A 21,177-nucleotide genomic window follows, 5' to 3' on the forward strand; every position below is an offset into this window, starting at 1 on the left:
GGTCGGGATTCAGGGGCGAGGGGTCAGCGTGAAGGATCGGAGGTGAGGAGCACAAAACCACGAAGAACGCGAAGTTCGCAAAGGGGGATTTCGAAGAAACATAACAATCCCCAAAACGAATATGAGAGGGTGCTGGGGGATGAAAACCCCCGGCGTTTCCCTCCGGCGGAGGGACGGAAGGGTGGCGAAACGATGATGGGGACTGGTTGTTGGGGATCGGGGATTGGGAGCCGAGGAACCGCGAAGGACGCGAAGCACACGAAGGGGGGATTTCGAAGAAACATAACAATCCCCAAAACGAATATGAGGGGGTGCTGGGGGATGAAAACCCTCGGCGTTTCCCTCCGGCGGAGGGACGGAAGGGTGGCGAACTGTGGTAGGAATCGGCTACTGGAGATCAGATCGCGGTGCGAGATTTAACGCAGAGGCGCAGAGAGTAATGGTTAGAGGCTCTAGGCAATTGGAAATATTGTGGTATCCCAATAACTTCGATAGCCAAAAGCCCCTCCTTTGGGCGCTATAATAGCTGCATTCGTTGGTTTTAATAGTTAGGAGTTGCGACGATGCCACCCTTTAATCAACCAGCACCACAGCTTACCAATCAATATACAAGCGATCGCTTGCTGCAACTATATCTGCGCCGCCGTTTGCCCGCCGAGGTTTTGGCCCAAATGAGCCCCGCGTTGCACGAAATGGGCGATTTAGCCGCCAATGAACTGTATCAATTGCAATTGGCTGATCGGCTGAATGAACCTGAACTGACTCAGTGGAATGCCTGGGGCGAACGCATCGATCAGATTCTATTGACCCCGCTCTGGCAACGTGCCCAGCAGATCGCAGCCCAATCTGGCTTGATTGCAACTGGCTATGAACAAACCTTCGCTGAATATTCGCGCACCTGCCAATTTGCCTTGGCCTATCTCTTTCATCCATCGAGCGATGTTTATACTTGCCCTTTGGCGATGACCGATGGCGCTGCTCGCACCGTGCTTCAATCGGGCAATCAGGCCTTGATTGAACGGGCAATGCCCCATTTGACTAGCCGCGATCCCAAGCAATTTTGGACGAGCGGCCAGTGGATGACTGAATCGACTGGTGGCTCGGATGTTGGGCTTTCAGAAACCATCGCCCGCCAAGATACCGATGGCACATGGCGCTTGTATGGCCGCAAGTGGTTTAGCTCGGCGACAACCTCGCAAATGGCCTTGACCTTGGCGCGACCAGAGGGCAACCCTGCTGGCGGGCGTGGTTTGGCCTTATTCTATGTCGAAACCCGCGACCAACAGGGGCGGCTCAATCAGATCGAGGTCAATCGGCTCAAGGATAAATTGGGCACGCGCAAAGTGCCGACTGCTGAGCTAAATCTGCTTGGCACGCCAGCAATTCCTGTCGCAGGCTTGCAGGATGGCGTGCGTGCGATTGTACCAATGTTGCAAATTACCCGCACTTGGAACAGCGTTTCTGCGGTTGGCTTTATGCGCCGCGGCATGGCGCTAGCCCAAGATTATGCCCAAAAACGCTTCGCTTTTGGCTCGCTGCTCAATCAAAAACCATTGCATATTGATACCTTGGCTGGTTTGCAGGCCGAGTATACTGGGGCATTTCTGCTGACGTTCTATTTAATCGAATTGCTGGGTTTGGATGAAGTTGACAAGAGCACACCCCAACAACGCCAATTATTGCGCTTACTGACCTCGATTACCAAATTAACCACTGCTCGCCAAGCAGTCCAGCATACCAGCGAAATTGTTGAGAGTTTTGGTGGCGCTGGCTATGTCGAAGATACTGGCTTGCCAAGCCTGGTGCGCGATGCTCAAGTGCTTTCGATTTGGGAAGGCACAACCAATGTTTTGGCGCTCGATAGTTTACGTGCGATCAGCGAAGACCCTAGTATTTGGCCAAGTTTGCGCCAGCAAGTCAACCTGTGGCTCAGCAACGTCCATGAACCGAGTTTGAGCCAAGCGCTTGAGCTAGCCCAAACCACGCTCGATTGCTGTGAACGCTGGCTAGCTGAGAGCAATCGTGATCGGGCGGCTGCTGAAATGGGCGCCCGTCGTTGGGCATTAACCGTTGGCCGCGCGCTTGAATTGGCACTATTACTTGAGCATGCTCAAGCGGCCTTGAGCGACCACGCTGATCGTTGGTTGGTGGCTGCTGCACGGCGGTTTAGTTGCAGCCAGATCAATTTGCTTGTGGCGATCGATCCCAACGATAATCAAATGTTGTTAAGTTAATTTTTTACAATTGAATAGCTCGAAAATCCTAACATGTAATCATATTCAAAGCTTAATAATCACGCCCTAGTACTATGAAAAAGTAGTTGAACCTAGTACCGTTGTCTGTTTGCGCGCATGAATAGGCTAGGGTATAGTAGGGCAACTTGTTATTCCTCCAACGATCCAATAATTAATAGCTTAGCCGATTGAGCCAAAAAGGGTTTTTTCATGAAAGCACTAATAGCGTGGTTAGCTCAGGTTGATCATCCGCTTGAAGATGTGCGGCGCCGTGGCCAAATTATCATCAGCGTGATGTGTGCGATTTTTGTTATTGCGGTGATTGCCCTTCCATCCTTGTTCTTTAATCCCAAGCCATTAACCTCTGGTGTGGCCTTAGGCTTAGGTATTATCTTGTCATTGATCGTTATTCCACTGGCGCGCCGAGGCAAAGTATCGTTTGCTGGTTGGATTGTTGTGATCTCAACGGCCTTTATTATCTCGATTCCCATGATTTTACGCGGCGAAAGTAGCTATACCTTGGCCTATTTGTTGATTCCGGTCTTGATTGCTGGGGTTGTGCTGCGGCCATGGCAAATTGTCGGCGTTTTGATGGGCATATGGGTCATGATTTGGGTGTTGGAATTGAATTATCCTACGGCGCAGACCGTTGCCACAAGGGGCGGCGTATTAACCCACGCCCTGCTCATGACGTTTATCGGCGCCGTGATTAGCTTTGTGAATAGTCGAATTACGGTTGGGGCGTTTGATGCAGTGTCTTCTGGTCAACAGACAATCGAACAAAATGCTCGTCAATTGGCCGAACTTAATGCCTCGCTCGAACAACAAGTCCATGATCGCACCGCTGACCTTGAAACTGCACTCGTAAAGTTACAAGAGCGTGCCAGCACTCAAGAACGCTTGCTTGATGAGATTGAGCAACAACGCGAGGTGATTCGTGAAATGAGTGTGCCAGTGTTGCCAGTAGCGGCCAAGGTGTTGGTCATGCCATTGATTGGGGCGCTTGATAGCGAACGGCTTAGCCGCCTGCAAGATAATGCGTTGCAAGCGGTGCAGCGTCAATCAATCAAACATTTGGTCTTGGATATTACCGGGGTTGTGGTGGTCGATAGCCAAGTTGCCCAAGGGTTTATTAGCGTGGTGCGAGCGGTGCGCTTGCTTGGCGCAGAAACCATGCTGGTTGGCGTGCGGCCAGAAGTTGCCCAAGCCATGGTCTCGTTAGGGCTAGAATTGGATACAATCAGCACCTCGGCGACATTGCAAGAAGGCCTGCAACGGATTCATAGCTACAATTAAGCGTCGTTTGTTGGCTCAAATGGTTCGTCCCAACGGTTAGCATATGCCAAGGCTGCGGTGCGCTTGCGCTGCGATGACGTCCAATCGATCGTTGGGCGATCGGCGGTTTGCGGAATGTAGCCCAACCGATACAGCACCATCAAACTGTGCTCCTCGGGAATGTGCAACAGCTTGTTGATTTTCTCCCACTGGCCTTCAACTTCCATCGGCGTCGAAATAAACTGCATGCCAATGCCAAGTGAGGTGGCAGTTAGCCAAATCGTTTGCATCACCGCGCCCAACGAAAGCAGCGAGTACATTCCCGATAGGTCGTCGGGCTTGTATTCGCTTTTATCCAGCGTAATCCCCAAAATCAAGGGCGAGCCAGCCACCAATTTGCGGGCATCCTTGCCAAGCACTTTGGGCACTTGAAATTTGGCCATCAACTCGCCGCCACGCTCGGTAAAAATATATTTGGCAAACGGTTTAAGTACTGCTGGCAGGTTGTCGATCAAAATGCCATCGCCTCGTTGATCAACTTCCTTCTTTGAGAAGCGAAAATATTTGCGATAGCGTTGCCAGAAGCGACCACCAGCCATTAATTTCTGCATCGATTCGCCAGCAATATCAGCGAGTTGCATACGCGTCGCTTGATCTTGGATGACGACGAAACGCCATGGCTGCGAATTAAAGTGCGAGGGTGCACAGGCTGCCATCTCCAAAATAGTTCGCACATGGGCTGGGTCAAGCGGGCGATCTTCAAATGGGCCATTGGTGGTGCGGCGCGAACGAATCGCATCGAGCAAATCCATAGCTGGATATCCTTGTCTACACGGGCGGCCACGGAATTGAGCGCTGCCCATACGAAGCTGGAAATTTGGCATTGCTGATCAGGCGGCTGAGCCGTTGGCGCATGGCTTTGATTTCACGTGGGTACAGCATTGCGTTCAAGGCTTGGGTCAGGCTGCTGTCTGGCTCCAAATCTTGGGCCAGTTGCTTAAGATCGGCTAAATCTTCTGCGGGAATATCCTCGCCCACCCAATCCCAAATTACCGTGCGCAACTTATATTCATCGTGAAAACAGATGCCATGATCAATCGCCCAAATCCGCTGATCATCATCGACGAGCACATGACCACCCTTGCGATCTGCATTGTTAATCACAATATCAAACAAGGCCATGCGCTGAAAATCACGTTCGCGGCCTTCTTTCAAGGTAAAAAAATGCTGCTCGTAATCGGCGTGAATCAGCAATTGCACCGAGCCAACGCCGTGCGGGCCTTGACGGGTAACGGTTGGCGGCACCAAATGCCAGCCCAAGGCATGGCTAATCATAAACGCCGCTGCCTCGCGTTTATACAACGTGCCCTGCGGGAAATCCCAGAGCGGGTTCTCGCCACGTTGGGGTTTATAGACCGCCCCCAGCACAAGCTCGCTTGGCTCATCTGCATGGACTTCAACTAAGAAGGTATAGTTACTGCTCCATGGCAATAAGCCCTGCAATTCGATCCGGCCATCGCGCAACACTTGCAAGATCGTTGCCAGTTCAAGCGCTAGGGGTTGCTCTGATTCGTTATCGCTCATGGGCTACCTCAGTATTTGGGGAATGGGGGTCGGGGTTCAGGGGTTGGGGTTCAGGACGTTGCTCAATCCCAAATTAGGCTCAACCTGATCTCTGATCCCCCAACCCTACTTTATTGGCCAATGGAGGTTAGAAGGGGCTGGTGACAGGACGTTGCTCAATCCCATAACCTATTCCATAATCCCAATCAATGGTTGTATTGAGTCTTCGTATCCTGATCCCTGATCCCCGACCCCTACTTCTACATTTCGGAAGCTTTTTTATTGCCGTGGCCATTTTTCTTGACGCACATATGGCCTTCATCTTCCATTGGTTGCAAACATTGAGGGCAAATTGGCCGCCCGCCAGTGGTGATAATGTCCATGGCGTTGCGACTTAGCGCTTGCATTTGAGCGCGGGTTGCCGAAATACGGACACGGCGTGGCTCGTTTTTGGCTTCTTCATCGTCGCTGCGTTGCTGCAAAATTGGGTCAATATCTTCATCTTCATCATCATCGGCCAATTGCAATTCATCAGCCTCGATGACCAACAAATCGCTGGTTGGGTCGTAGGCAAGCGCCATTTGGGCGATGCGGAAGAAGGGATTCAACGGTGGCCGCAGCAATAATTCGGCTGGGGTTGGCTCCTCGGATGCATCGGGCCGGGCCACGCCACGCTTCACCAATTCTTCGAGAATATCGTCGATTCGTAAGCATAAGGCGCGAACCAACTCTTTTTCGGTAATTAACGAAACCAGATCGTTACCTTTTTGGGCTTGAAGATAGAACGTGCGCTGGCCTGGCTGGCCAACTGCTGCTGCCGTAATATGGCTAACGCGGCGTAAATCGTAGACGAAATCTGACATACCGAACCTTTCAATTCAGTGTAAGCGAGCGCTTAGCTTAACCCACAGGCCGTTCAGTTTCCGGCGTAACGTCGTTTGTATCGTTCGAAGCAGGCTTGGCTTCAGGAAAGCTGGGCATTTCGCTGGTCTGATTCACACACAGCACATGCGGCCCGCTATCGTTGACCGTAACCACCGTGACCGAAGCTGGGCTAATCACAATCCGTTGGAACAAATCTAAATGGACGCCCAAATAATGCGCAATCATGGCTTTAACCACATCGGCATGGGCAAAAACAGCGATAACATCATTGGGATGTTGCTGGCGCAAGGCTTCGAGCGCATCGACCACCCGATTTTGCATCTCGCGCAAGGTTTCGCCGCCTGGAATCCGCGTACCCGATGGAAAACGCTGGATATTGGTCCAAGTTGGGGTGTCGGCTAATTCCTTAATCGTGCGGCCTGTCCACTCGCCAAACTGAATCTCGCCAACGCCAGCCAAGATTTGAACCTCAAGGCCAAGCTGTTGGGCGATTGGTTGGGCGGTTTCGACAGCGCGCTCAAGCGGGCTGCTATAGATCGCTTTGATCGGGGCGTTGGCCAAATGTTCAGCCAAGCGTTGGGCTTGGGCTTGACCTTCGGCATTAAGGTGGACGTTGGGTGTCCAACCAGCCAAGGCTTTACCAACCATATCGTTGGTTGCATGGCGAATTAATAAAAACGTCGTCATTGGTCTTGATTTCCTCCGCTACGACGACAATACATCGTATTATACGGCGATTTTACTGCCAATGGTGAGATCGCGCTGATTAATATTTGGCTGCTGGCCGCTGGGCGTGCTATTGGCTGCTTGGCGCTGAACAAGCGCAGCCCACGCCCCAAGCACGCTAACTTGGCCAATTTGCAACCAGAATTTCTAAAGAAGCTTAATAAATCGCCCAAATCCAAGGCTGATGGCACTGCATTTGCTCTTTGCTAGGCCAAAAACCTACTCCCTGAGCCAAAAAGCACTTGCATTCTTGGCACGGGTGATATAAGGTAGGTGCTATCGCGAATGCTTGAGGTATTACGAGGATACTAAAGCCATGCGGCTGTCTTTCAATTTTGGTGAAGACAGGTAGTGTAAGGAGTAACTCCAAATGCATCAATCGGATTTGATCAAGGCCATTGCGGAAAAATCAGGTTTGAACCAAGCCCAAGCTGGCAAAGCAGTTAACGCCTTGCTCGAAAGCATCACCGAAGCGTTGGCAGCTGGCGATCGGGTCGTCTTGACTGGCTTTGGCACGTTTGAAGTCCGCGAACGCCAAGCGCGCACTGGCTTCAACCCCAAAACCCGCGAGCCATTGGAAATTCCTGCTACCCGCGCTCCAGCATTTTCGGCTGGGAGCAACTTGAAAAAAGCCGTCACCGAGAAATAGTGCTCGGGTGGCTCAACCACGGCTAGGCAACGCGCTTGGCCGTGGTTTTTTTGTGGCTTGAAGTTAGCACATTTGTTTTGTATAATTGCTTGGTTGTGTTGTATGAGGATTATCTATGCAGGTGTATGAACGGGCTGGGCTAACAATTGCAGGCTTGGCTACTCGCACGACTAATCAAGCAGAAACCGACCCTAACACTGGCTTAATCGGCCCATTGTATCAACGCTTTTTTAGCGAAAATATCAGCCAGCAGATTCCCACTGCTGATCTTACCAGTCGCTATGCGGTCTATACCCACTATGCCAGCGACCATCAGGGCGAGTACGATCTGATTGTTGGCCATGCTGTCAGCAACGATCAGCCAGTTGCTGCTGGCCTGACCCAAATTACTATTCCTGCCCAGCGTTATTTGCGTTGGCAGGCAACCATTGCCCAACCAAGCGATGTATTTGGGCTGTGGGTGCAGATTTGGGAGTATTTCAGCCAGCCCCAAGCCTATCAACGCAGCTATACTGCCGATTTTGAATATTACGATTTTGCCCAGCCTGAGCAGGTCGAAATCTGGATTGCCATTCAGTAATATTCCCACCGCCAACCCCTCGTCTGCGGCTCGTGAGCGAGGGGCTGGTTAAATGCGCGTTGTTATTTGGCCTCAAGCGTTTGTTTTTTCCAATCAATGCTATAGCTCGCTGCCGACTTGTCGATGACCTGCTCAACTGCCCCCAACACTTGGCCAATAAAATCAGGATTTTCATGAACGAACACAATTGCCTCATTCGGCCCAGTGCTCGGTACCACTAACAATCCATGTTGGTCACGCCAGCCAAGATAATCGAAAAAGAGATATATGATCCACAGGGCGAGGCCCGCAGATAGCACATTTTGGGCATCCTCGATTAAAAAGTTTGACCTTAAGCCCATCGTAATCGTTAAGCCTATGGCTAAAATCAATACTTGCATGGTTGGAAAAGCTTTGTAGATTTTTACTTGGGCAACTTTGGCAAGGTTTGCGGTTGGAATAAGCGTCTGATCAATCCGCAGCCGCGTGGCATCAATCTGCATGTGTTCGGCGTGTACGCTGGTAACGCGGTGTTTGGCGATCGGTTCGATTGCTGATTCGCTTGGCATAATTCCCCTCAATTCACTCCGATGCGGAGTATAATGCAATACGGTATTAGGATGAGTGTGTACATTAAGGAGCAATTCGCGTGGATAGTACCACCCTCAAAGTTGGCGATCAAGCCCCCGATTGGACATTAAGTGGCACTGATGGCGACGTGCATTTGGCCGACTTCCAAGGCCAAAAAAACGTTGTGCTGCTGTTTTATCCCTTAGATTTTAGCCCTGTCTGTTCATTACAATTGCCCAGTTATCAAGCCCGCAAACCTGAATTCGATCAACGTGATACTGAGATTTTTGGCATTAGCACTGATAGTAAATGGTCGCACAAAGCATTTTCCGATCAGTTAGGGCTTGAATATCAATTACTCAGTGATTATCAACGCCATGTTTCCGAAGCCTATGGCGTATTGCGGCCAGAAGGTTTTACCAATCGCGCAGTGTTTGTGATTGATAAAGCTGGGATTGTGCGCCACATTTCAGTCACCAACCCCGGCCAACAGCCCGACCAAAACGAAGTGATGAACGTGCTCGAAACCTTGTAAATTGCAATGGCGCGGTGCAGCAATGGATCGCGCTAGCCAATGATTGAAAGCACGATGATCAAACCACCTTGGAGCAATGCCAAGCCGGCCAAGCTTTTAAATGCGCCATCAGGCAACCAATCGGGCCAAAGCCCACCAGTTTGCTTAATTGGCTGGCGGTCTTGGCGATAGCGCGGGTGATAACGGCCATGCACATAGCTGGCAAGCATCAGCATCACCCCTGGAATGCTATCGATCAGCATGCGCAAGCCAGTGCTTAGCCCGCCAGTTTGCCAAAATGGGCTGCTGACCAAGGCTAAAGTTAGGCCGAAAAATCCAATTAGGCCAAATAGAATGTGCTTTGAATACTTCATCGTTCTCTCCGATTATGCGTTTAGAAAAACAGCTTGCTGAGGAGCCAACTAAGGACCGAAAGTGCTACGAATGCCACAGCAATATAGACTAGCCCATTCAAGATCCGTTGTTGGTTGGCGCTTAACCACGGGCCATTCTCGAACATTTTAAAGACTGGCACTTGCTTGGGTTCTATAGCAGCGTGGTGGTGCAGAAAAAGCCAGTAACTTCCGGCATGACCAGCAAAGGCTAACCCGAACATAATCCTGGCTAGTTCATGCAAACCTGTTACAAGCGATGTGCTAGTAAGGATTTTATCTAATCCGTCAAAGCTGATACTTATACCACCAAGCATCAAGCCTAAATACAGAAGCATATATTTGTGTTTCATCGCTTGCTCCAACTATTCCGTAATGCTGTACGCAGTGTTGCTGGTTTTGATGCAGCTTTAATTTGCGCCATTGGGTTGCAAAATATAGCCAACGCTAGGAATCGTCACCAAATATTGCGGCTCGGCGGGGTTTGGCTCGATTTTTTGGCGCAAACGATGCACCAGTTGTTTCAATAAGGTGCGATCGCCAATGCCATGCTGGCCCCAAACGTGGATGGTAACCTGTTCGTTACTGACCACACGGCCTGCATTGGCCAACAAATATTGTAGCAAGCGAAATTCGCGATTGGTCAACGAGACAAAGCCCAAGCCTTCGCGGCTGACACTTTGGCGCTCGGTATCTAGCACCAAATCGCCTTGTTGCAAGGGCGTTGGGCGTTCGCCGCCGCCACGTCGTAGCAGGGCGCGCACCCGTGCGGTGAGCGTGCGTGGGCTAAACGGTTTATTGAGATAATCATCAGCGCCGCCATCCAAGCCCCGAATCAAATCATCTTCGCTGTTGCGCACGGTTAGCAACATCACTGGCACCGCCGATTGCGCCCGAATTCGGCGACACACTTCAAAGCCATCCAAGCCTGGCATATTCACATCGAGAATCACCAATTCTGGTTGTTCGCTGGCAAATTGGGTTAAGGCTTGGGTTCCATCGGCAGCTTGCACCACGGTATAGCCTGCTTGGCTTAGGGCAAAGCCAATTAAGCCGCGTAATTCAGTATCATCATCAACGACTAAAATTTTCATCACTTCCTCTGGGTAATTCAATCACAATCCGCGTGCCAAGGCTGCGGGCTGGCACATGAATGCGGCCATCGTGGCGCTCAATAATTGATTGAACAATCCACAAGCCCAAGCCTGCGCCGCTTTGCTCTGGCTCGTTGCGCCCGCGCACAAACAAGCGAAACGGCGATTCGCTGGGCGATGGCGGCATACCTGGGCCTTCATCTTCGACCCAGACTCGCAAATGCTCGGCGCTTACCTCTCCACCAATGCCAATGGTGGTATCGGGCGGCGAGAATTTGCTGGCATTGGCAAGCAAATTAACAAAGACTTGGGTTAATCTGGTGGCATCGCCAGCCACATTCGGCAGTGGATAGGGCAAATCGACCTCGACTTGCTGGCGACGTTGTTGAATTAATGGCAACATCAACTCAACTGCGGCCTCGACGACCGAATCTAAGGCGATTTCGCTGCGCCGAATCGTTAATTGGCCCGCTTCGATGCGGGCACTTTCCAATAAGTTATCGATCAAATAGGTTAAGCGCAAGGCTCCACGCTGTAATGATACGATCAGTTGGCGAATTTGGGCGGTCGAAAGTTGCGGCAATTGATCAAGCAGCAGCTCCAACGAGGCTAATTGGGCTGAGAGCGGGGTGCGAAACTCATGCGAAATGGTTGCCAAAATTGTATCGCGCAAGCGGCGTGAGGTTTCAATATCAGTTTCATCACGCATCACTTGCACATGATTGTGCTCAAGATCGCCAGAGCTGGTGATAATGACGGTACGGCGGCGACCATCGCGCAATTGTAAATGCTCGGTGGCTTGAGCTTGGCCGCGAAACCGTGCATGAATAATTGGGCAAGCTTGCTCACAAGGCCGCACGCCATCGATCAACTGTGGCTGTAAGACATCGCCACAAAACCGTCCAATTGCCTGTTCAGGCTCGATGCCAAGCATATTAGCTGCTTGTTGATTCAAATAACGAATTCGCCGATCGCGATCAACGGTAAAGACACCTTCAACAATTCCTGCCAAAATAGCGTTGGCCTCAGATTGTTGGCGCTGAAGATCGGCGGTCAGGCCGCGCAAGCGTTGGCGCATATCTTCCAAGGTGCCAGCGAGCGTGCCGACCTCAACGCCTTTGGCAGGAGCGACAGGCGTAGTTAAATCGCCGCGACCAATTTGGGCGGCGGCTTTGGTCAAACGTCGCAACGGTCCACCAACATAGCGCCCAACCAACAAATTCAGGCCAAAAGCCAAAATCCCGCCAACCAAGGCAATTGTCAGCAACACTTCGCTGAGCCGTTGCGCCGAATTGCGAATTTGGGTGTCGGGTAGGGTTACACTAACAACGCCAATTGGCTGGCCGGTGCTAGCGAGCAACGGAGCGCTCGCGATGTAGTGATGTTGCTCGCGCAAATAGCTATCGGTGGTTGAGTTACTGTTCAGTGCCGCAGTTTGGGTTTGGCTCAATGGATCGTTGGTGTTGTTCAGGCGTTGTTGCGGCACAATTGCGACTGGCAAACTCAGAATAGTCGATAACTCAGCTTGATACTGTTGGTCAAGCTCGATCCAGACTGCGACAATGACGCTGGGATCGGTGGCGAGTGGTACGCGGGCGGCCAAGCGCAACAATGGGCCATCGAGCAATAATGGCCGATCTTCGAAGGCAGGCATGGCCGGAATCTCGGCGCCAACCGCGATTAATAATTGACCATTTTGATAGATTGCACAGCCTGCAAGATCGCTGGTGGCTTGAAATTGACTCAAAAATGTGCTGAGCGCAGCTTGATCGTTGGTTTGCAACAGGCGGGCGAGGGTTGGTCGTTCGGCTAGTAGTTGAGCGGTAGTCAATACCTCGTTGCCAGAACGCTGGACATCGTTTTGAGCGATTGCAACACCTTGGCGCACCCGGGCCAAGCCTTGATCATCGCCTAATTCTAGCAACAAGCTAATCGCTACCGTCGCAATGCCGACGATGGCAATGATTAACACCGCTAAGTTTACGCCGATCAGCAGCGTTGGTAGGCGAATTTTAGGCCGTAATTGCATCTCGACACCGCTGCGCTAAATCTTGATCCATAAAGAGCACAAAGGACACAAAGGAGCGAAACCGCGAAGGCTGCGAAGATCACGAAGGCTTCTTTTAGCCACAGATTCCACAGATTGCCCAGAGTATGGTCTTTTTCGCCACGAATGCCACGAATTGCACGAACAAGGTTCCGATAGCGCAAAGTCCATAGCCATCTTCTCTCTGCGCCTCTGCGTTAAAGCTTCCCCCTAAATCCCATTTTGCCTTTTGATTTTGCCCTTCATCCCTCATCCTTCATACTTTCGCTATGTTCTATGTTCTTGAAACGCATGGGTGGCACTTGCAAGGGCTAAACCCTCGACCCAGCGCTCGCGGATTGGGTCGCATCCGGTGAGGGCAGCCCCAACGATTTGCAAATTTTCGGCAATTGGCTGGTGCTGAGCATCGATTGGCTGAAGCTGTTGATTGACCGCGATGCCTGCTTGAAAAAGCTGATGTTGTTGGTGAATATCGTGCTCGAACCAGTCATCGCGATTATTTGGTTGGTGGACTGGCAAATTGAGCGCGGTTTCACGCAACAGGTTGGGATAATCGGCACGTAAGCCACCGCCGCCAATGCCGCCAGTTGCCAACATATAGTGCTTGGCAGTGTGACGTTGTTCGCGGGCGGCGGCAGCGCTATACACGGCAACTAACTGTTGGTTCTGAAACTCGCCGCGAATAACCTCTGCATTGAGTTGAATGCGGCCATTCAAGTGCTCAAAGTGGTTGATTAACATGCGTTGCAAGCGTAATCCGGCCACGTTGGTTGGCAAGGTTGGCACTTCAGCTACCAAACAGCCCAAGCTGGTTTGCAATTCATTAATGATGCTCGCGCTCTGGTCGAGGCCAAGCATCGCCGGAAACAGTAACAGTTGCGCATCGCCGCGAATACTGGCGATCTGCTTAATCAGCGCTTGGCGAAAGCTTGCTTGCTCGCATAAACGGGCCAAATTAACGCTATTGAAATCGCGGCTGCGTTGGCTTGGAGGCATCGTCAAATATGCCCCACGAGCGACAATTCCTTGTTCTGCGAGCCGTGCTGCCAACAATGGTGGAAAGAAATCGCGCAATTCGTGAAAACCTAGCACCAAGACCCGATAATTGCTGATGATCGAGCGTTCAGCGTTGATCATGGTTAAAGGGACGGCGTTGGTTGGCCGCCACGTGCCAATTGCGGTTGGCAACCAAACATGCTGACGCTTAGCCACAAAGCGATAGCCCTGCTGCTCGCTGAATTGCAGCCAAGCTTGGGTTGCTGGCTCCAACGCTGATTGCAGCATCGCGAAAGGATGGTGAACGCTTGGTTCAGCTGGTGGTTGGTGCGGCCAAAGATCAAGGCAGCCGCTGCTCCACGGCAAGGTGCCATGGCCTTTGGCCAACAACGTGACGCTTCGGCCCGCTTGGGCATGCAGAATTGCGCTCCACAAGCCTGCGAGGCCTGCGCCAATCACCAACACATCAGCTTGCACGCTTAGGCTCCTAGAATAATATCGCGGCGTTCAAAGGCAAAAAAGCCAAAGGCGCTGACCGCAATTAACAGGGCGATTTGACCACCCAAAATTGCCAAGGCTTGATTGATGTTGCTCTCGTAGGCTTGGCGAGTAACAGCTAGCTCAAAGCCTGCAAAAAGCGGGGTTAATGGAATGCCAACGATCGTGCGAATAGCTGCTAAAATTTTGCCCAAGCTGCCATTGGGGGCAAAGGTATTGGTAAAAATATCGCTGGTGCTTAATGAAGCCAAAGCAACAATGCCCAAAATGCTCAAACGCCAGCCTTGCGATAAGACCAAACTGGAAAGCAACAGCACCAAAGCAGTCACCAAGGCAATATCTAAAATGAGCGGCAACGCCCCAGCACCCCAAATCACTGCATCCCACAAAACAGGTTTGTTGATCAATGTGACGATCAGCGTACAGAGCAACAGATTGGTGAGGCTAATTAAAAAAGCGACTACAAATAAGCCAACCAGATAGCCTTTGCGCCCAATCGAGCGCGCTAAAACCACATAGCCCTGTGGTCGATTGCCCATACCTGCCATCATTGTGGTGGTGAAAATCGTTTGACATAACACAAAAACGGCAGTCATGCTAAAAAACTGGGTTGCGGTGAGTTGCGCCGCTGTATTTGGGGCGCGCAAAAACACATAGGCAAAAATAATTAATGCCCCAAACTCAATCAAAAAACGCCCACTGCGTTGATATTCGCTCCAGATAAAGCGTGTCCAAGCCCAAATTTGCCGAAGCTTTGCCATTATTGCTGCTCCTCGCTCGCTAACAAACTATCAAGAATTGCCAGCGGTGCTTGGGGTTGCATTTCTGCTGGTGGTTCTTTGCCCGATACAACGTGCAAATAGAGATCGCGCAGATTGCCAAGCGTCGGTTGCAAGCTCGACACTGTGTAGCCTTCGTCAAGCAACAATTGCAACAACCGCCCTTGCAAGGCTGGGTTATTTTCGGGCACGGTGATAAAGCGATCATCGCGCACAATGCTAGGGTCGATCGAGCGCAAGCCAAAATCGAGCGCAGCGGTTGGGGTTTCTTTCAGTGTCAGCACAATGCCATTGGTGCCCGTTAGTTGAGCTAAATCGGTTTCGGCTGCCAGCGCGCCTTGCACCAAAATGCCCACCCGATTGCACACCGCCTCGATCTCATCAAGCTGGTGCGAGCAAATTAAAATTGTATGGCCTTGACTACGCAGATCGAGCAAGAGATCGCGCATTTCAAGTTGGCCTTGCGGGTCGAGGCCCGATGATGGCTCGTCGATTAGCAACAGTTGCGGGTCGGCAAGCAAGGCTTGGGCAATCCCAACCCGCTGGGTCATCCCCTTGGAATAGGTGCGCATCCGCTTATCGGCGGCTTCGCTCAGGCCCACTAATTCGAGCAAATCGTTGACCCGACTGGCGAGGCTGGCGCCACGTTGGCCACCAAAATTGCCCATGTAGGTCAAATATTCGCGGGCGCTGCAATGGGTGTGGTAGCGCAAGCGTTCTGGCAAATAGCCAATTTGGCCATGCATGGCGGCAGGAGTTTTGCCAAAAACCTCAATCCGGCCACTATCGGGGTATAAAAACCCCATAATCAAATGAATTAAGGTCGATTTGCCTGCGCCATTTGCCCCAAGCAAGCCATAAACTTGGCCTTCTTGCACCATCAAATTCAACTGGCGCAAGATCGTCGTTGTATCAAAACGTTTGACAATGTTTTCAAGCAAAAGTGCTGTCATACCTTCTCCCTACATCCAACGCTGCATGACAACCAAGACAATACCGCTAAGCAATGCGACTGGCAAGGCACGGGTATAGCACCAACGCAAACTTTCGTTCAAGGGCTGGCGCACAGTTGAGCCGTTGATGTAGCGACCAACTCCAGCCAAGGCCAAGGTCGTGGCAACGCTCAAGGCTATGTGCAGCGACCAATGCAAACCTGCTGTGATTGGAAAGCCCAATAGTGGGATTAATGTGAGCAGGACTGTTGCACGAATTGCCCGCCCCCACTGGGCTAGCTCGGCGCTAGCGCGATTGAGTTCAGCTTCGGGGCCACCAGGCGTTAAGCTCCAATCGTGGGCAAATGGCCCCCAACCAAGCGCAACCGGCAAGGCCATAGCGGCAGCAATCAAGGCCAAAACCCGCGCTGGCACAATGTTCCATTGCCAATTATCGCCTGTCCAGAGCGCAACACCCAAGGCCAACCACAAGACAATCCGGCCTGCGCTACTCAATTGGGCCTCGCGCATGGCTGCGCGCACGCTCGAAGCGGCTAAACTTTGCAAACCAGGCATGAGCGCTAGCATAAACGAGGTTTCGAGCAAGGCCCACGCGAGCCACAATTGGCCTAAACGCGGGGTTGCTAGCGGTGAGCCAGCCCATGGCAAAAATGCAGGCGCAATTAAACCCAAAAGCGCTGCAATTGCCAGACTAAGCGAGGTTTTGCCTCGCAATGCAGCTAATAGCCCGCGGCTCAAGCCACCTCCAGGCGCGTGCAACTTGGTGATTCCAATCACGGCGAGGGTGAGCAGCATTGTGGTAAGCACGCCTGGGTAGAGCAAGGCAGCAATCAATTGTTGAATCAATGTATTCATAAGCGACCTTTAGTGTTTGGCGGTACGGGCGTTGAGTGCCTGAACAATGCCAGCCTGAATTGCGGTCACTGTCGGCGGATCGCCATCGATTTTCGCGGCAACCTGAATTTCTGGCAGTTCGGCCAAGCCGCCGCGGCCAAATGGATGCCCATCGATGCTGGCGCGCCCTAAGGCAATCAGCGGCGCACGATCAACGATAAAATCACGCCAAACATTCATGAGTGCTGGGCGCAACAAGAGTGGAATTGGCCCGGTCAGCACAAAAATATCAGCATGGGCCGGAGTGGCTGCCCAGGTTAGGTTGCGCGCGCTGCGGATAGCCTCGGCTAAAATGCGAACTTCGATGCCAGTTGAGCCAGCATTTAGGTGATAAACCGCAATCACGCTGACCTCCATTTCGTATGAAACCGCGTGCTAGTATACCAGAGTCTGGGGGGCTATTGCGTGAGGAGTTTGCTTCGGCATACAGCGTTTGCTCTATGCCGAAGCAATCGTTTAGCGGCCTTCTTCGGTTTTGACGGCGTTAACAAAACCTTGGATCTTCTCAAAGACTGGCCGTGGACTCCAATCGGGATTGAGAATCCCGAACGAGGCAGTTTGATCAAGCGGATCAGGCGAGGTTACCGCAAAATTAAGATTCCACACAAACATCGTGGCAACCCATGGATAATCGCGGCGGGTCATTTGCAAAGCATCGAGCACATATTGGCCTTGTTGTTCAAGGCTAATTTCGTTGCCATACTCGTAGCCTGGGCTGGTATTTTGGGTTGCCCAGCCAAACTCGGTCACCCACACTTGATACTCACTCATGCCATATTTATCCATCAAAATTTTGAGGTTTTCGATATGGCGGAAGTAGTGGGTTGGGCTTTCGAGCCAACCTGGGCCTGGGCCTGGCATATCGGGCCACAGGGTTGCAGGCGGGTTGTACGATGGTGAGGGATGGAATCCCACGCCATCAATATGATCTTTGAAAATGCCATCTTTGTAGCTGAACATTTGCTCGAAATAGGTCATATCATCGACTGCTGCTGGCGAATCGCCGGTTGAAGTCAAGGCACCTGAGATCACAAATGCTTCAGGGTCAATCGGTTTGATCCGATTGTAGGCTTCAACTAAGAGATCGACATATTTGGTTGCATCGATTGACTCGCGCGAACCACCATTTTCGTGATCAAGATTTTGCTCGTTCCAAATTTCGTAGGCTTGGACTTTGCCTTTGTAGCGCACAACCAAGGCCTCGACGAAATCGCCAAAATCTTTGATGTTATCGGGCATGCCGTTAGTGCCGTCGGCGCGTGCCCACGAAGGCGAACGCACAATGCTCAATAGCACTTTGATATTTTTGGCGTTGGCATCGGCGACAATCGCATCAAGCTCACCCCACCCAAAGCTGCCCTTGGGGCCTTCAATATCTTTCCATTGAATCTGTTGGCGCACCCAATCGAAACTGGCGTTGTTCATCAGTGTTAAGGCGCGATTGCGATCGGTATAGTAGAGTTGGGCAGCTGCGCCATATTGCAAATAGGGCAAGCTTAATGGGTTGCCGCTGGTAACTGCTGGGTTCGTGCCCGTGGTTGGGGCCGCAGTTTCCGGCGTTGCTGTCGCTGCCTCAGGATTCGTTGGTTGGGCTGTGGGAGCGCTATCGCCACCACATGCTGCCAAAATATTAACTGCGAGTAAGCAGCCCATGGCGGCGCTTAACCAGCGTAATTTTCGCATATCAAACTCCTCGTCAGACAACAAACACGAAGATCAAACACTGGCTTCAGAGCGTGATCTTCGTGTTGTGTAAACCGACTGCGGTTAATTATTTATGGGTTGCTGCAAATTGTTGCAAGCGGGTATAGGCTGGGCGTGGGCTCCAATCAGGGTTCAATACCCCGAACGAAGCGGTTTCGTGCAACGGATCGGGTGAAGTCACCGCGAAGTTTAAGTTCCACACGAACATTGCGCCAACCCATGGAGCGTAATCGTAGCGAGCCATGTACATTGCCCGTTCGAGGTACGCGCCTTGTTCTTCAAGCGTGTTCGAGTTGCCATATTCAAAGCCTGGGCTATTGTTGGCGGTTGCCCAGCCAATTTCAGTTACCCAAATTTGGCGGTCGCCGTTGCCACTGTTGGCCAGCACTTGATAGACATCCTCGATCCGGCGCCAGTAGAATTCTGAGTTGTCGCGCCAGCCTGGGCCAGGGCCTGGATTGTCTGGCCACTTGGTATCTGGTGGATTGTAGGTGCCACCGAAGTGAGCCCCAATCACGTCGACGTTGCTCCAGAATTTAGGAATTGCAAACATTTGGCTGAAGTAAATCAGCTCATCAATTGCAATATCGCTGCGATTGGTTGCGGTTGGCGTTGGCGAGCCTGAAACGACAATTGCTTCTGGGTCGGCAGCTTTCACGCCTTTGTAGGCATATTCGAGCATATCGACATAATACGAAGCAGTTGCAACTACGCCACCATTTTCAATTGCGTAATTTTGTTCGTTCCAAATTTCGTAGGCTTGCACTTTGCCTTTGTAGCGTTGGGCCATGCGCTGCATGAAATCGCCAAATTTGGGGAAGTTGCGGCGTGATGGCAAGCCGTGGGTGCCATTTTCGCTCGCCCATTCAGGCGAACGCACGACACTCAACAGGACTTTAATTCCTTTGGCGTGTGCTTCATTGACGACTTTATCCAATTCGCCCCAGTAGATTGTACCGTCGGCAGCTTGGAGATCTTCCCATGGTGCTTGTTGGCGAATCCAGCCGAAGGCTGCATTGTTGACCAATTGATACAAGCGATCGCGTTCTTGGTAGAAGGCTTGGACGTTGTAGCCATAGATAAAATCGGCTGGAATGGCTTCGTCACGAGTGTGATAGCGGAAGAACCATTCCTTGACTGCCAATTTTGGCTCGTCTTTGTGTTCGTTGTAATATTGTTTGCCTAACAAACCAAGCAACACTTGATATTCGGGCTTTTCTTCTGGGTGATATTCGAAGCGGTTGCGTTCGAAATATTGGACCCAATAGACTTTGCCCGTATCGGGGTTCAGCTCTTGGAATGGCTCCGACAAAGGATAGCCAAACACCGACAAGCCACCATAATTGCGCCAGAAGGTCAAGAATGGGCCTGGGGTGTTGGTCAAGGTGTGTTCGGTTTCTGGGAACCAAACCGTGCCATTGTTGGGGTTAGCAACTGGCTTGAAGGCTGGCTCGTTTTCGCGACCCTTGGCCAATTCTTTGCCCAACAAGCGCCCAAGCACAAAGTATTTGTTGCCATTGGTTGGGTGATTGAAGTTTTCAGGGTGCTCTTCTAAGATGGCGCGTTCGAAATATTGCACCAAATAGAATTTACCAGGCTCGGTAAAGCTTTCTTGGACAAATGGCAAGGAAATAGGATAGCCCAACACGCGCATAGCGTTTGGCGTATTCTTCCAAAATTGCCAAAAATAGTTGACCGCTGATTGCCCGGTTTCTGGGAAATACTGGGCTAAAGGCGGCGGCGGTGTAGCCTCGGCCTTGGTTCCAGGTAGCACTACGCCCATGGCAATAAGCATGAGCAGGCCAAGACGAACCCATCGTCGTCGCATGGCATTCTCCTTTTATCGAAGCACTAAATCGTTCGCAAGCAATTGCTTAGGTCTGACTGCGTAATAGTAGCATGCCCAACCTGATAAATTGCTTATAGCCTACTGATGAGCACGTTACGAATTGATTGCAATGTCCAAGCTGATGTCGAGCGCAACCGCTGAGTGGGTAATCGCGCCGCACGAAATCAGGTTCACGCCCGTTTCGGCAACTGCCCGAATCCGCTCAAGCGTAATGCCCCCAGAAGCCTCAACCAAAGCGCGGCCAGCAATTAACTGCACGGCCTCGCTCATGGCTTCAATTGACATATTATCAAGCATGATAATGTCGGCTCCTCCATCAAGCGCTGCTTGTACCCCCGCCAAATCCTCAACTTCAACCTCGATTTTGGTGGTATGCGGCGCAACAGCCCGTGCTCGCTGCACTGCGCCAACAATATCGTGGCCACCAAGCGCCAGATGATTGTCTTTGATCAAGACACCATCGCCCAAATTGAAGCGATGGTTCGCGCCACCACCTGCGCGGACAGCGGCTTTTTCCAAAGCGCGCCAGCCTGGAGTGGTTTTGCGGGTATCAACCAATTTGGCTTGGGTTCCGGCAATTTTGGCAACATACAATGCCGTTTTGCTGGCAATGCCCGAAAGCCGCTGCAAAAAGTTAAGCATGGTGCGTTCTGCCATTAGCACCGAACGCGCTGGCCCGCTGAGGTAGGCCACAATCGTGCCATACTCAACTGTTGCGCCATCGTTCAGCATTGCTTGCCACTCTAAGGCTGGGTCGACCAAACTGCAAACTGCCGCCGCAACCTCCATGCCTGCGAGCACACCTTGATCTTTAACTAAAACATGGGCTTTGGCTGTTAAATCAGCCGGAATTGTGGCTAATGATGTTAAGTCGCCACCATCGAGGTCTTCTGCTAACGCCAATTCAATCAGGCGTTGAGTTGCTTGAGGAAGGTACATTGCACAAACACCATTGTCCTTGTACATTGGGTTTCGATTGTCAATCATAGCATAAAA

23 protein-coding genes are annotated in these 21,177 nt (G+C 51.5%); 5 read left to right on the forward strand and 18 right to left on the reverse strand.

The window, feature by feature from the left end; translation table 11 throughout:
- Window positions 1-563: 563 nt before the first annotated feature.
- The gene (locus SE18_RS13650; RefSeq protein ID WP_054535022.1) at window positions 564-2,234 is read left to right on the forward strand and encodes an acyl-CoA dehydrogenase family protein; all 1,671 of its coding nucleotides are present in this window, start codon (window positions 564-566) and stop codon (window positions 2,232-2,234) included.
- 210 nt (window positions 2,235-2,444) lie between these two features.
- Window positions 2,445-3,530, forward strand: a complete 1,086-nt coding sequence (locus tag SE18_RS13655) for an STAS domain-containing protein (RefSeq protein WP_054535023.1) — start codon at window positions 2,445-2,447, stop codon at window positions 3,528-3,530.
- Here the strand turns inward: SE18_RS13655 and SE18_RS13660 are convergent.
- From SE18_RS13660 to SE18_RS27510, 5 genes are all read right to left on the reverse strand, one after another.
- Window positions 3,527-4,321, reverse strand: coding sequence for a nitroreductase family protein (locus tag SE18_RS13660; RefSeq protein ID WP_054535024.1), 795 nt, complete (start codon window positions 4,319-4,321; stop codon window positions 3,527-3,529). The genes SE18_RS13655 and SE18_RS13660 overlap by 4 nt on opposite strands.
- 16 nt (window positions 4,322-4,337) lie before the next feature.
- Window positions 4,338-5,093: an SCO1664 family protein gene (locus tag SE18_RS13665; RefSeq protein ID WP_054535025.1), complete on the reverse strand. Its 756-nt coding sequence runs from the start codon at window positions 5,091-5,093 to the stop codon at window positions 4,338-4,340.
- A gap of 239 nt (window positions 5,094-5,332) precedes the next feature.
- Window positions 5,333-5,935 carry a DUF3090 domain-containing protein gene (locus SE18_RS13670; RefSeq protein ID WP_054535026.1) on the reverse strand — a complete coding sequence of 201 codons (603 nt, stop codon included), beginning with the start codon at window positions 5,933-5,935 and terminating at the stop codon, window positions 5,333-5,335.
- A gap of 37 nt (window positions 5,936-5,972) precedes the next feature.
- The gene (locus SE18_RS13675; protein ID WP_054535027.1) at window positions 5,973-6,644 is read right to left on the reverse strand and encodes an MSMEG_4193 family putative phosphomutase; all 672 of its coding nucleotides are present in this window, start codon (window positions 6,642-6,644) and stop codon (window positions 5,973-5,975) included.
- A gap of 39 nt (window positions 6,645-6,683) precedes the next feature.
- Window positions 6,684-6,821: a hypothetical protein gene (locus SE18_RS27510; RefSeq protein ID WP_160319511.1), complete on the reverse strand. Its 138-nt coding sequence runs from the start codon at window positions 6,819-6,821 to the stop codon at window positions 6,684-6,686.
- 232 nt (window positions 6,822-7,053) lie between these two features.
- Here SE18_RS27510 and SE18_RS13680 point away from each other — a divergent pair, with 232 nt between their 5' ends.
- Window positions 7,054-7,332, forward strand: coding sequence for an HU family DNA-binding protein (locus SE18_RS13680; RefSeq protein WP_054535028.1), 279 nt, complete (start codon window positions 7,054-7,056; stop codon window positions 7,330-7,332).
- 115 nt (window positions 7,333-7,447) lie between these two features.
- Complete coding sequence (locus SE18_RS13685) at window positions 7,448-7,912, forward strand: GyrI-like domain-containing protein (RefSeq protein ID WP_054535029.1); 465 nt, start codon at window positions 7,448-7,450, stop codon at window positions 7,910-7,912.
- A gap of 62 nt (window positions 7,913-7,974) precedes the next feature.
- Here the strand turns inward: SE18_RS13685 and SE18_RS13690 are convergent, their stop codons facing one another.
- Entirely contained in the window at window positions 7,975-8,460 is a 486-nt protein-coding gene (locus SE18_RS13690; RefSeq protein ID WP_054535030.1) for a hypothetical protein, read from the reverse strand.
- A gap of 80 nt (window positions 8,461-8,540) precedes the next feature.
- On the opposite strand from SE18_RS13690, the gene SE18_RS13695 reads away from it, so the two are divergent.
- Complete coding sequence (locus tag SE18_RS13695; protein WP_054535031.1) at window positions 8,541-8,996, forward strand: redoxin domain-containing protein; 456 nt, start codon at window positions 8,541-8,543, stop codon at window positions 8,994-8,996.
- 32 nt (window positions 8,997-9,028) lie between these two features.
- Here SE18_RS13695 and SE18_RS13700 read toward each other — a convergent pair whose 3' ends face one another.
- The 12 genes from SE18_RS13700 to nadC form a co-directional block, all read right to left on the reverse strand.
- Window positions 9,029-9,349 (reverse strand): hypothetical protein, encoded by a 321-nt coding sequence (locus tag SE18_RS13700; RefSeq protein ID WP_054535032.1) that lies wholly within the window; start codon window positions 9,347-9,349, stop codon window positions 9,029-9,031.
- 20 nt (window positions 9,350-9,369) lie between these two features.
- Window positions 9,370-9,720 (reverse strand): hypothetical protein, encoded by a 351-nt coding sequence (locus SE18_RS13705; RefSeq protein ID WP_054535033.1) that lies wholly within the window; start codon window positions 9,718-9,720, stop codon window positions 9,370-9,372.
- A gap of 57 nt (window positions 9,721-9,777) precedes the next feature.
- The gene (locus SE18_RS13710) at window positions 9,778-10,461 is read right to left on the reverse strand and encodes a response regulator transcription factor (RefSeq protein WP_054535034.1); all 684 of its coding nucleotides are present in this window, start codon (window positions 10,459-10,461) and stop codon (window positions 9,778-9,780) included.
- A complete protein-coding gene (locus SE18_RS13715; RefSeq protein ID WP_054535035.1) occupies window positions 10,442-12,490 on the reverse strand; it encodes an ATP-binding protein in 2,049 nt (682 codons plus the stop codon). Before SE18_RS13715 ends, SE18_RS13710 begins: the two co-directional genes overlap by 20 nt.
- A 285-nt stretch (window positions 12,491-12,775) precedes the next feature.
- Window positions 12,776-13,981 (reverse strand): glycerol-3-phosphate dehydrogenase subunit GlpB, encoded by a 1,206-nt coding sequence (gene glpB, locus SE18_RS13720; RefSeq protein ID WP_054535036.1) that lies wholly within the window; start codon window positions 13,979-13,981, stop codon window positions 12,776-12,778.
- Between the two features lie 2 nt (window positions 13,982-13,983).
- Complete coding sequence (locus SE18_RS13725) at window positions 13,984-14,763, reverse strand: hypothetical protein (protein ID WP_054535037.1); 780 nt, start codon at window positions 14,761-14,763, stop codon at window positions 13,984-13,986.
- A complete protein-coding gene (locus SE18_RS13730; RefSeq protein ID WP_054535038.1) occupies window positions 14,763-15,734 on the reverse strand; it encodes an ABC transporter ATP-binding protein in 972 nt (323 codons plus the stop codon). Before SE18_RS13730 ends, SE18_RS13725 begins: the two co-directional genes overlap by 1 nt.
- A 9-nt stretch (window positions 15,735-15,743) precedes the next feature.
- Window positions 15,744-16,589 carry a hypothetical protein gene (locus tag SE18_RS13735; RefSeq protein ID WP_054535039.1) on the reverse strand — a complete coding sequence of 282 codons (846 nt, stop codon included), beginning with the start codon at window positions 16,587-16,589 and terminating at the stop codon, window positions 15,744-15,746.
- Window positions 16,590-16,598: 9 nt separating this feature from the next.
- Window positions 16,599-16,973: a hypothetical protein gene (locus tag SE18_RS13740; RefSeq protein ID WP_054535040.1), complete on the reverse strand. Its 375-nt coding sequence runs from the start codon at window positions 16,971-16,973 to the stop codon at window positions 16,599-16,601.
- 111 nt (window positions 16,974-17,084) lie between these two features.
- A complete protein-coding gene (locus tag SE18_RS13745; RefSeq protein ID WP_054535041.1) occupies window positions 17,085-18,311 on the reverse strand; it encodes an endo-1,4-beta-xylanase in 1,227 nt (408 codons plus the stop codon).
- An 88-nt stretch (window positions 18,312-18,399) separates the two neighbouring features.
- The gene (locus SE18_RS13750; RefSeq protein ID WP_054535042.1) at window positions 18,400-20,160 is read right to left on the reverse strand and encodes a cellulase family glycosylhydrolase; all 1,761 of its coding nucleotides are present in this window, start codon (window positions 20,158-20,160) and stop codon (window positions 18,400-18,402) included.
- A 114-nt stretch (window positions 20,161-20,274) separates the two neighbouring features.
- Window positions 20,275-21,168 carry a carboxylating nicotinate-nucleotide diphosphorylase gene (gene nadC, locus SE18_RS13755; protein WP_152976649.1) on the reverse strand — a complete coding sequence of 298 codons (894 nt, stop codon included), beginning with the start codon at window positions 21,166-21,168 and terminating at the stop codon, window positions 20,275-20,277.
- Between the last annotated feature and the right edge of the window lie 9 nt (window positions 21,169-21,177).

The sequence above is a fragment of the Herpetosiphon geysericola genome, from assembly GCF_001306135.1.
In the GTDB taxonomy this organism is placed as follows: domain Bacteria; phylum Chloroflexota; class Chloroflexia; order Chloroflexales; family Herpetosiphonaceae; genus Herpetosiphon; species Herpetosiphon geysericola.

Excerpts from the sequence above, each read along its gene's own strand:
- SE18_RS13715 (WP_054535035.1), bottom strand. The coding sequence starts at position 12,490 with ATGCAATTACGGCCTAAAATTCGCCTACCAACGCTGCTGATCGGCGTA.
- SE18_RS13660 (WP_054535024.1), bottom strand. The coding sequence starts at position 4,321 with ATGGATTTGCTCGATGCGATTCGTTCGCGCCGCACCACCAATGGCCCA.
- SE18_RS13735 (WP_054535039.1), bottom strand. The coding sequence starts at position 16,589 with ATGAATACATTGATTCAACAATTGATTGCTGCCTTGCTCTACCCAGGC.
- SE18_RS13730 (WP_054535038.1), bottom strand. The coding sequence starts at position 15,734 with ATGACAGCACTTTTGCTTGAAAACATTGTCAAACGTTTTGATACAACG.
- SE18_RS13750 (WP_054535042.1), bottom strand. The coding sequence starts at position 20,160 with ATGCGACGACGATGGGTTCGTCTTGGCCTGCTCATGCTTATTGCCATG.
- nadC (WP_152976649.1), bottom strand. The coding sequence starts at position 21,168 with ATGATTGACAATCGAAACCCAATGTACAAGGACAATGGTGTTTGTGCA.
- SE18_RS13700 (WP_054535032.1), bottom strand. The coding sequence starts at position 9,349 with ATGAAGTATTCAAAGCACATTCTATTTGGCCTAATTGGATTTTTCGGC.
- SE18_RS13665 (WP_054535025.1), bottom strand. The coding sequence starts at position 5,093 with ATGAGCGATAACGAATCAGAGCAACCCCTAGCGCTTGAACTGGCAACG.
- SE18_RS13725 (WP_054535037.1), bottom strand. The coding sequence starts at position 14,763 with ATGGCAAAGCTTCGGCAAATTTGGGCTTGGACACGCTTTATCTGGAGC.
- SE18_RS13705 (WP_054535033.1), bottom strand. The coding sequence starts at position 9,720 with ATGAAACACAAATATATGCTTCTGTATTTAGGCTTGATGCTTGGTGGT.
- SE18_RS13680 (WP_054535028.1), top strand. The coding sequence starts at position 7,054 with ATGCATCAATCGGATTTGATCAAGGCCATTGCGGAAAAATCAGGTTTG.
- SE18_RS13670 (WP_054535026.1), bottom strand. The coding sequence starts at position 5,935 with ATGTCAGATTTCGTCTACGATTTACGCCGCGTTAGCCATATTACGGCA.
- SE18_RS13710 (WP_054535034.1), bottom strand. The coding sequence starts at position 10,461 with ATGAAAATTTTAGTCGTTGATGATGATACTGAATTACGCGGCTTAATT.
- SE18_RS13675 (WP_054535027.1), bottom strand. The coding sequence starts at position 6,644 with ATGACGACGTTTTTATTAATTCGCCATGCAACCAACGATATGGTTGGT.
- SE18_RS13655 (WP_054535023.1), top strand. The coding sequence starts at position 2,445 with ATGAAAGCACTAATAGCGTGGTTAGCTCAGGTTGATCATCCGCTTGAA.
- SE18_RS13685 (WP_054535029.1), top strand. The coding sequence starts at position 7,448 with ATGCAGGTGTATGAACGGGCTGGGCTAACAATTGCAGGCTTGGCTACT.
- SE18_RS13650 (WP_054535022.1), top strand. The coding sequence starts at position 564 with ATGCCACCCTTTAATCAACCAGCACCACAGCTTACCAATCAATATACA.
- SE18_RS13745 (WP_054535041.1), bottom strand. The coding sequence starts at position 18,311 with ATGCGAAAATTACGCTGGTTAAGCGCCGCCATGGGCTGCTTACTCGCA.
- SE18_RS13690 (WP_054535030.1), bottom strand. The coding sequence starts at position 8,460 with ATGCCAAGCGAATCAGCAATCGAACCGATCGCCAAACACCGCGTTACC.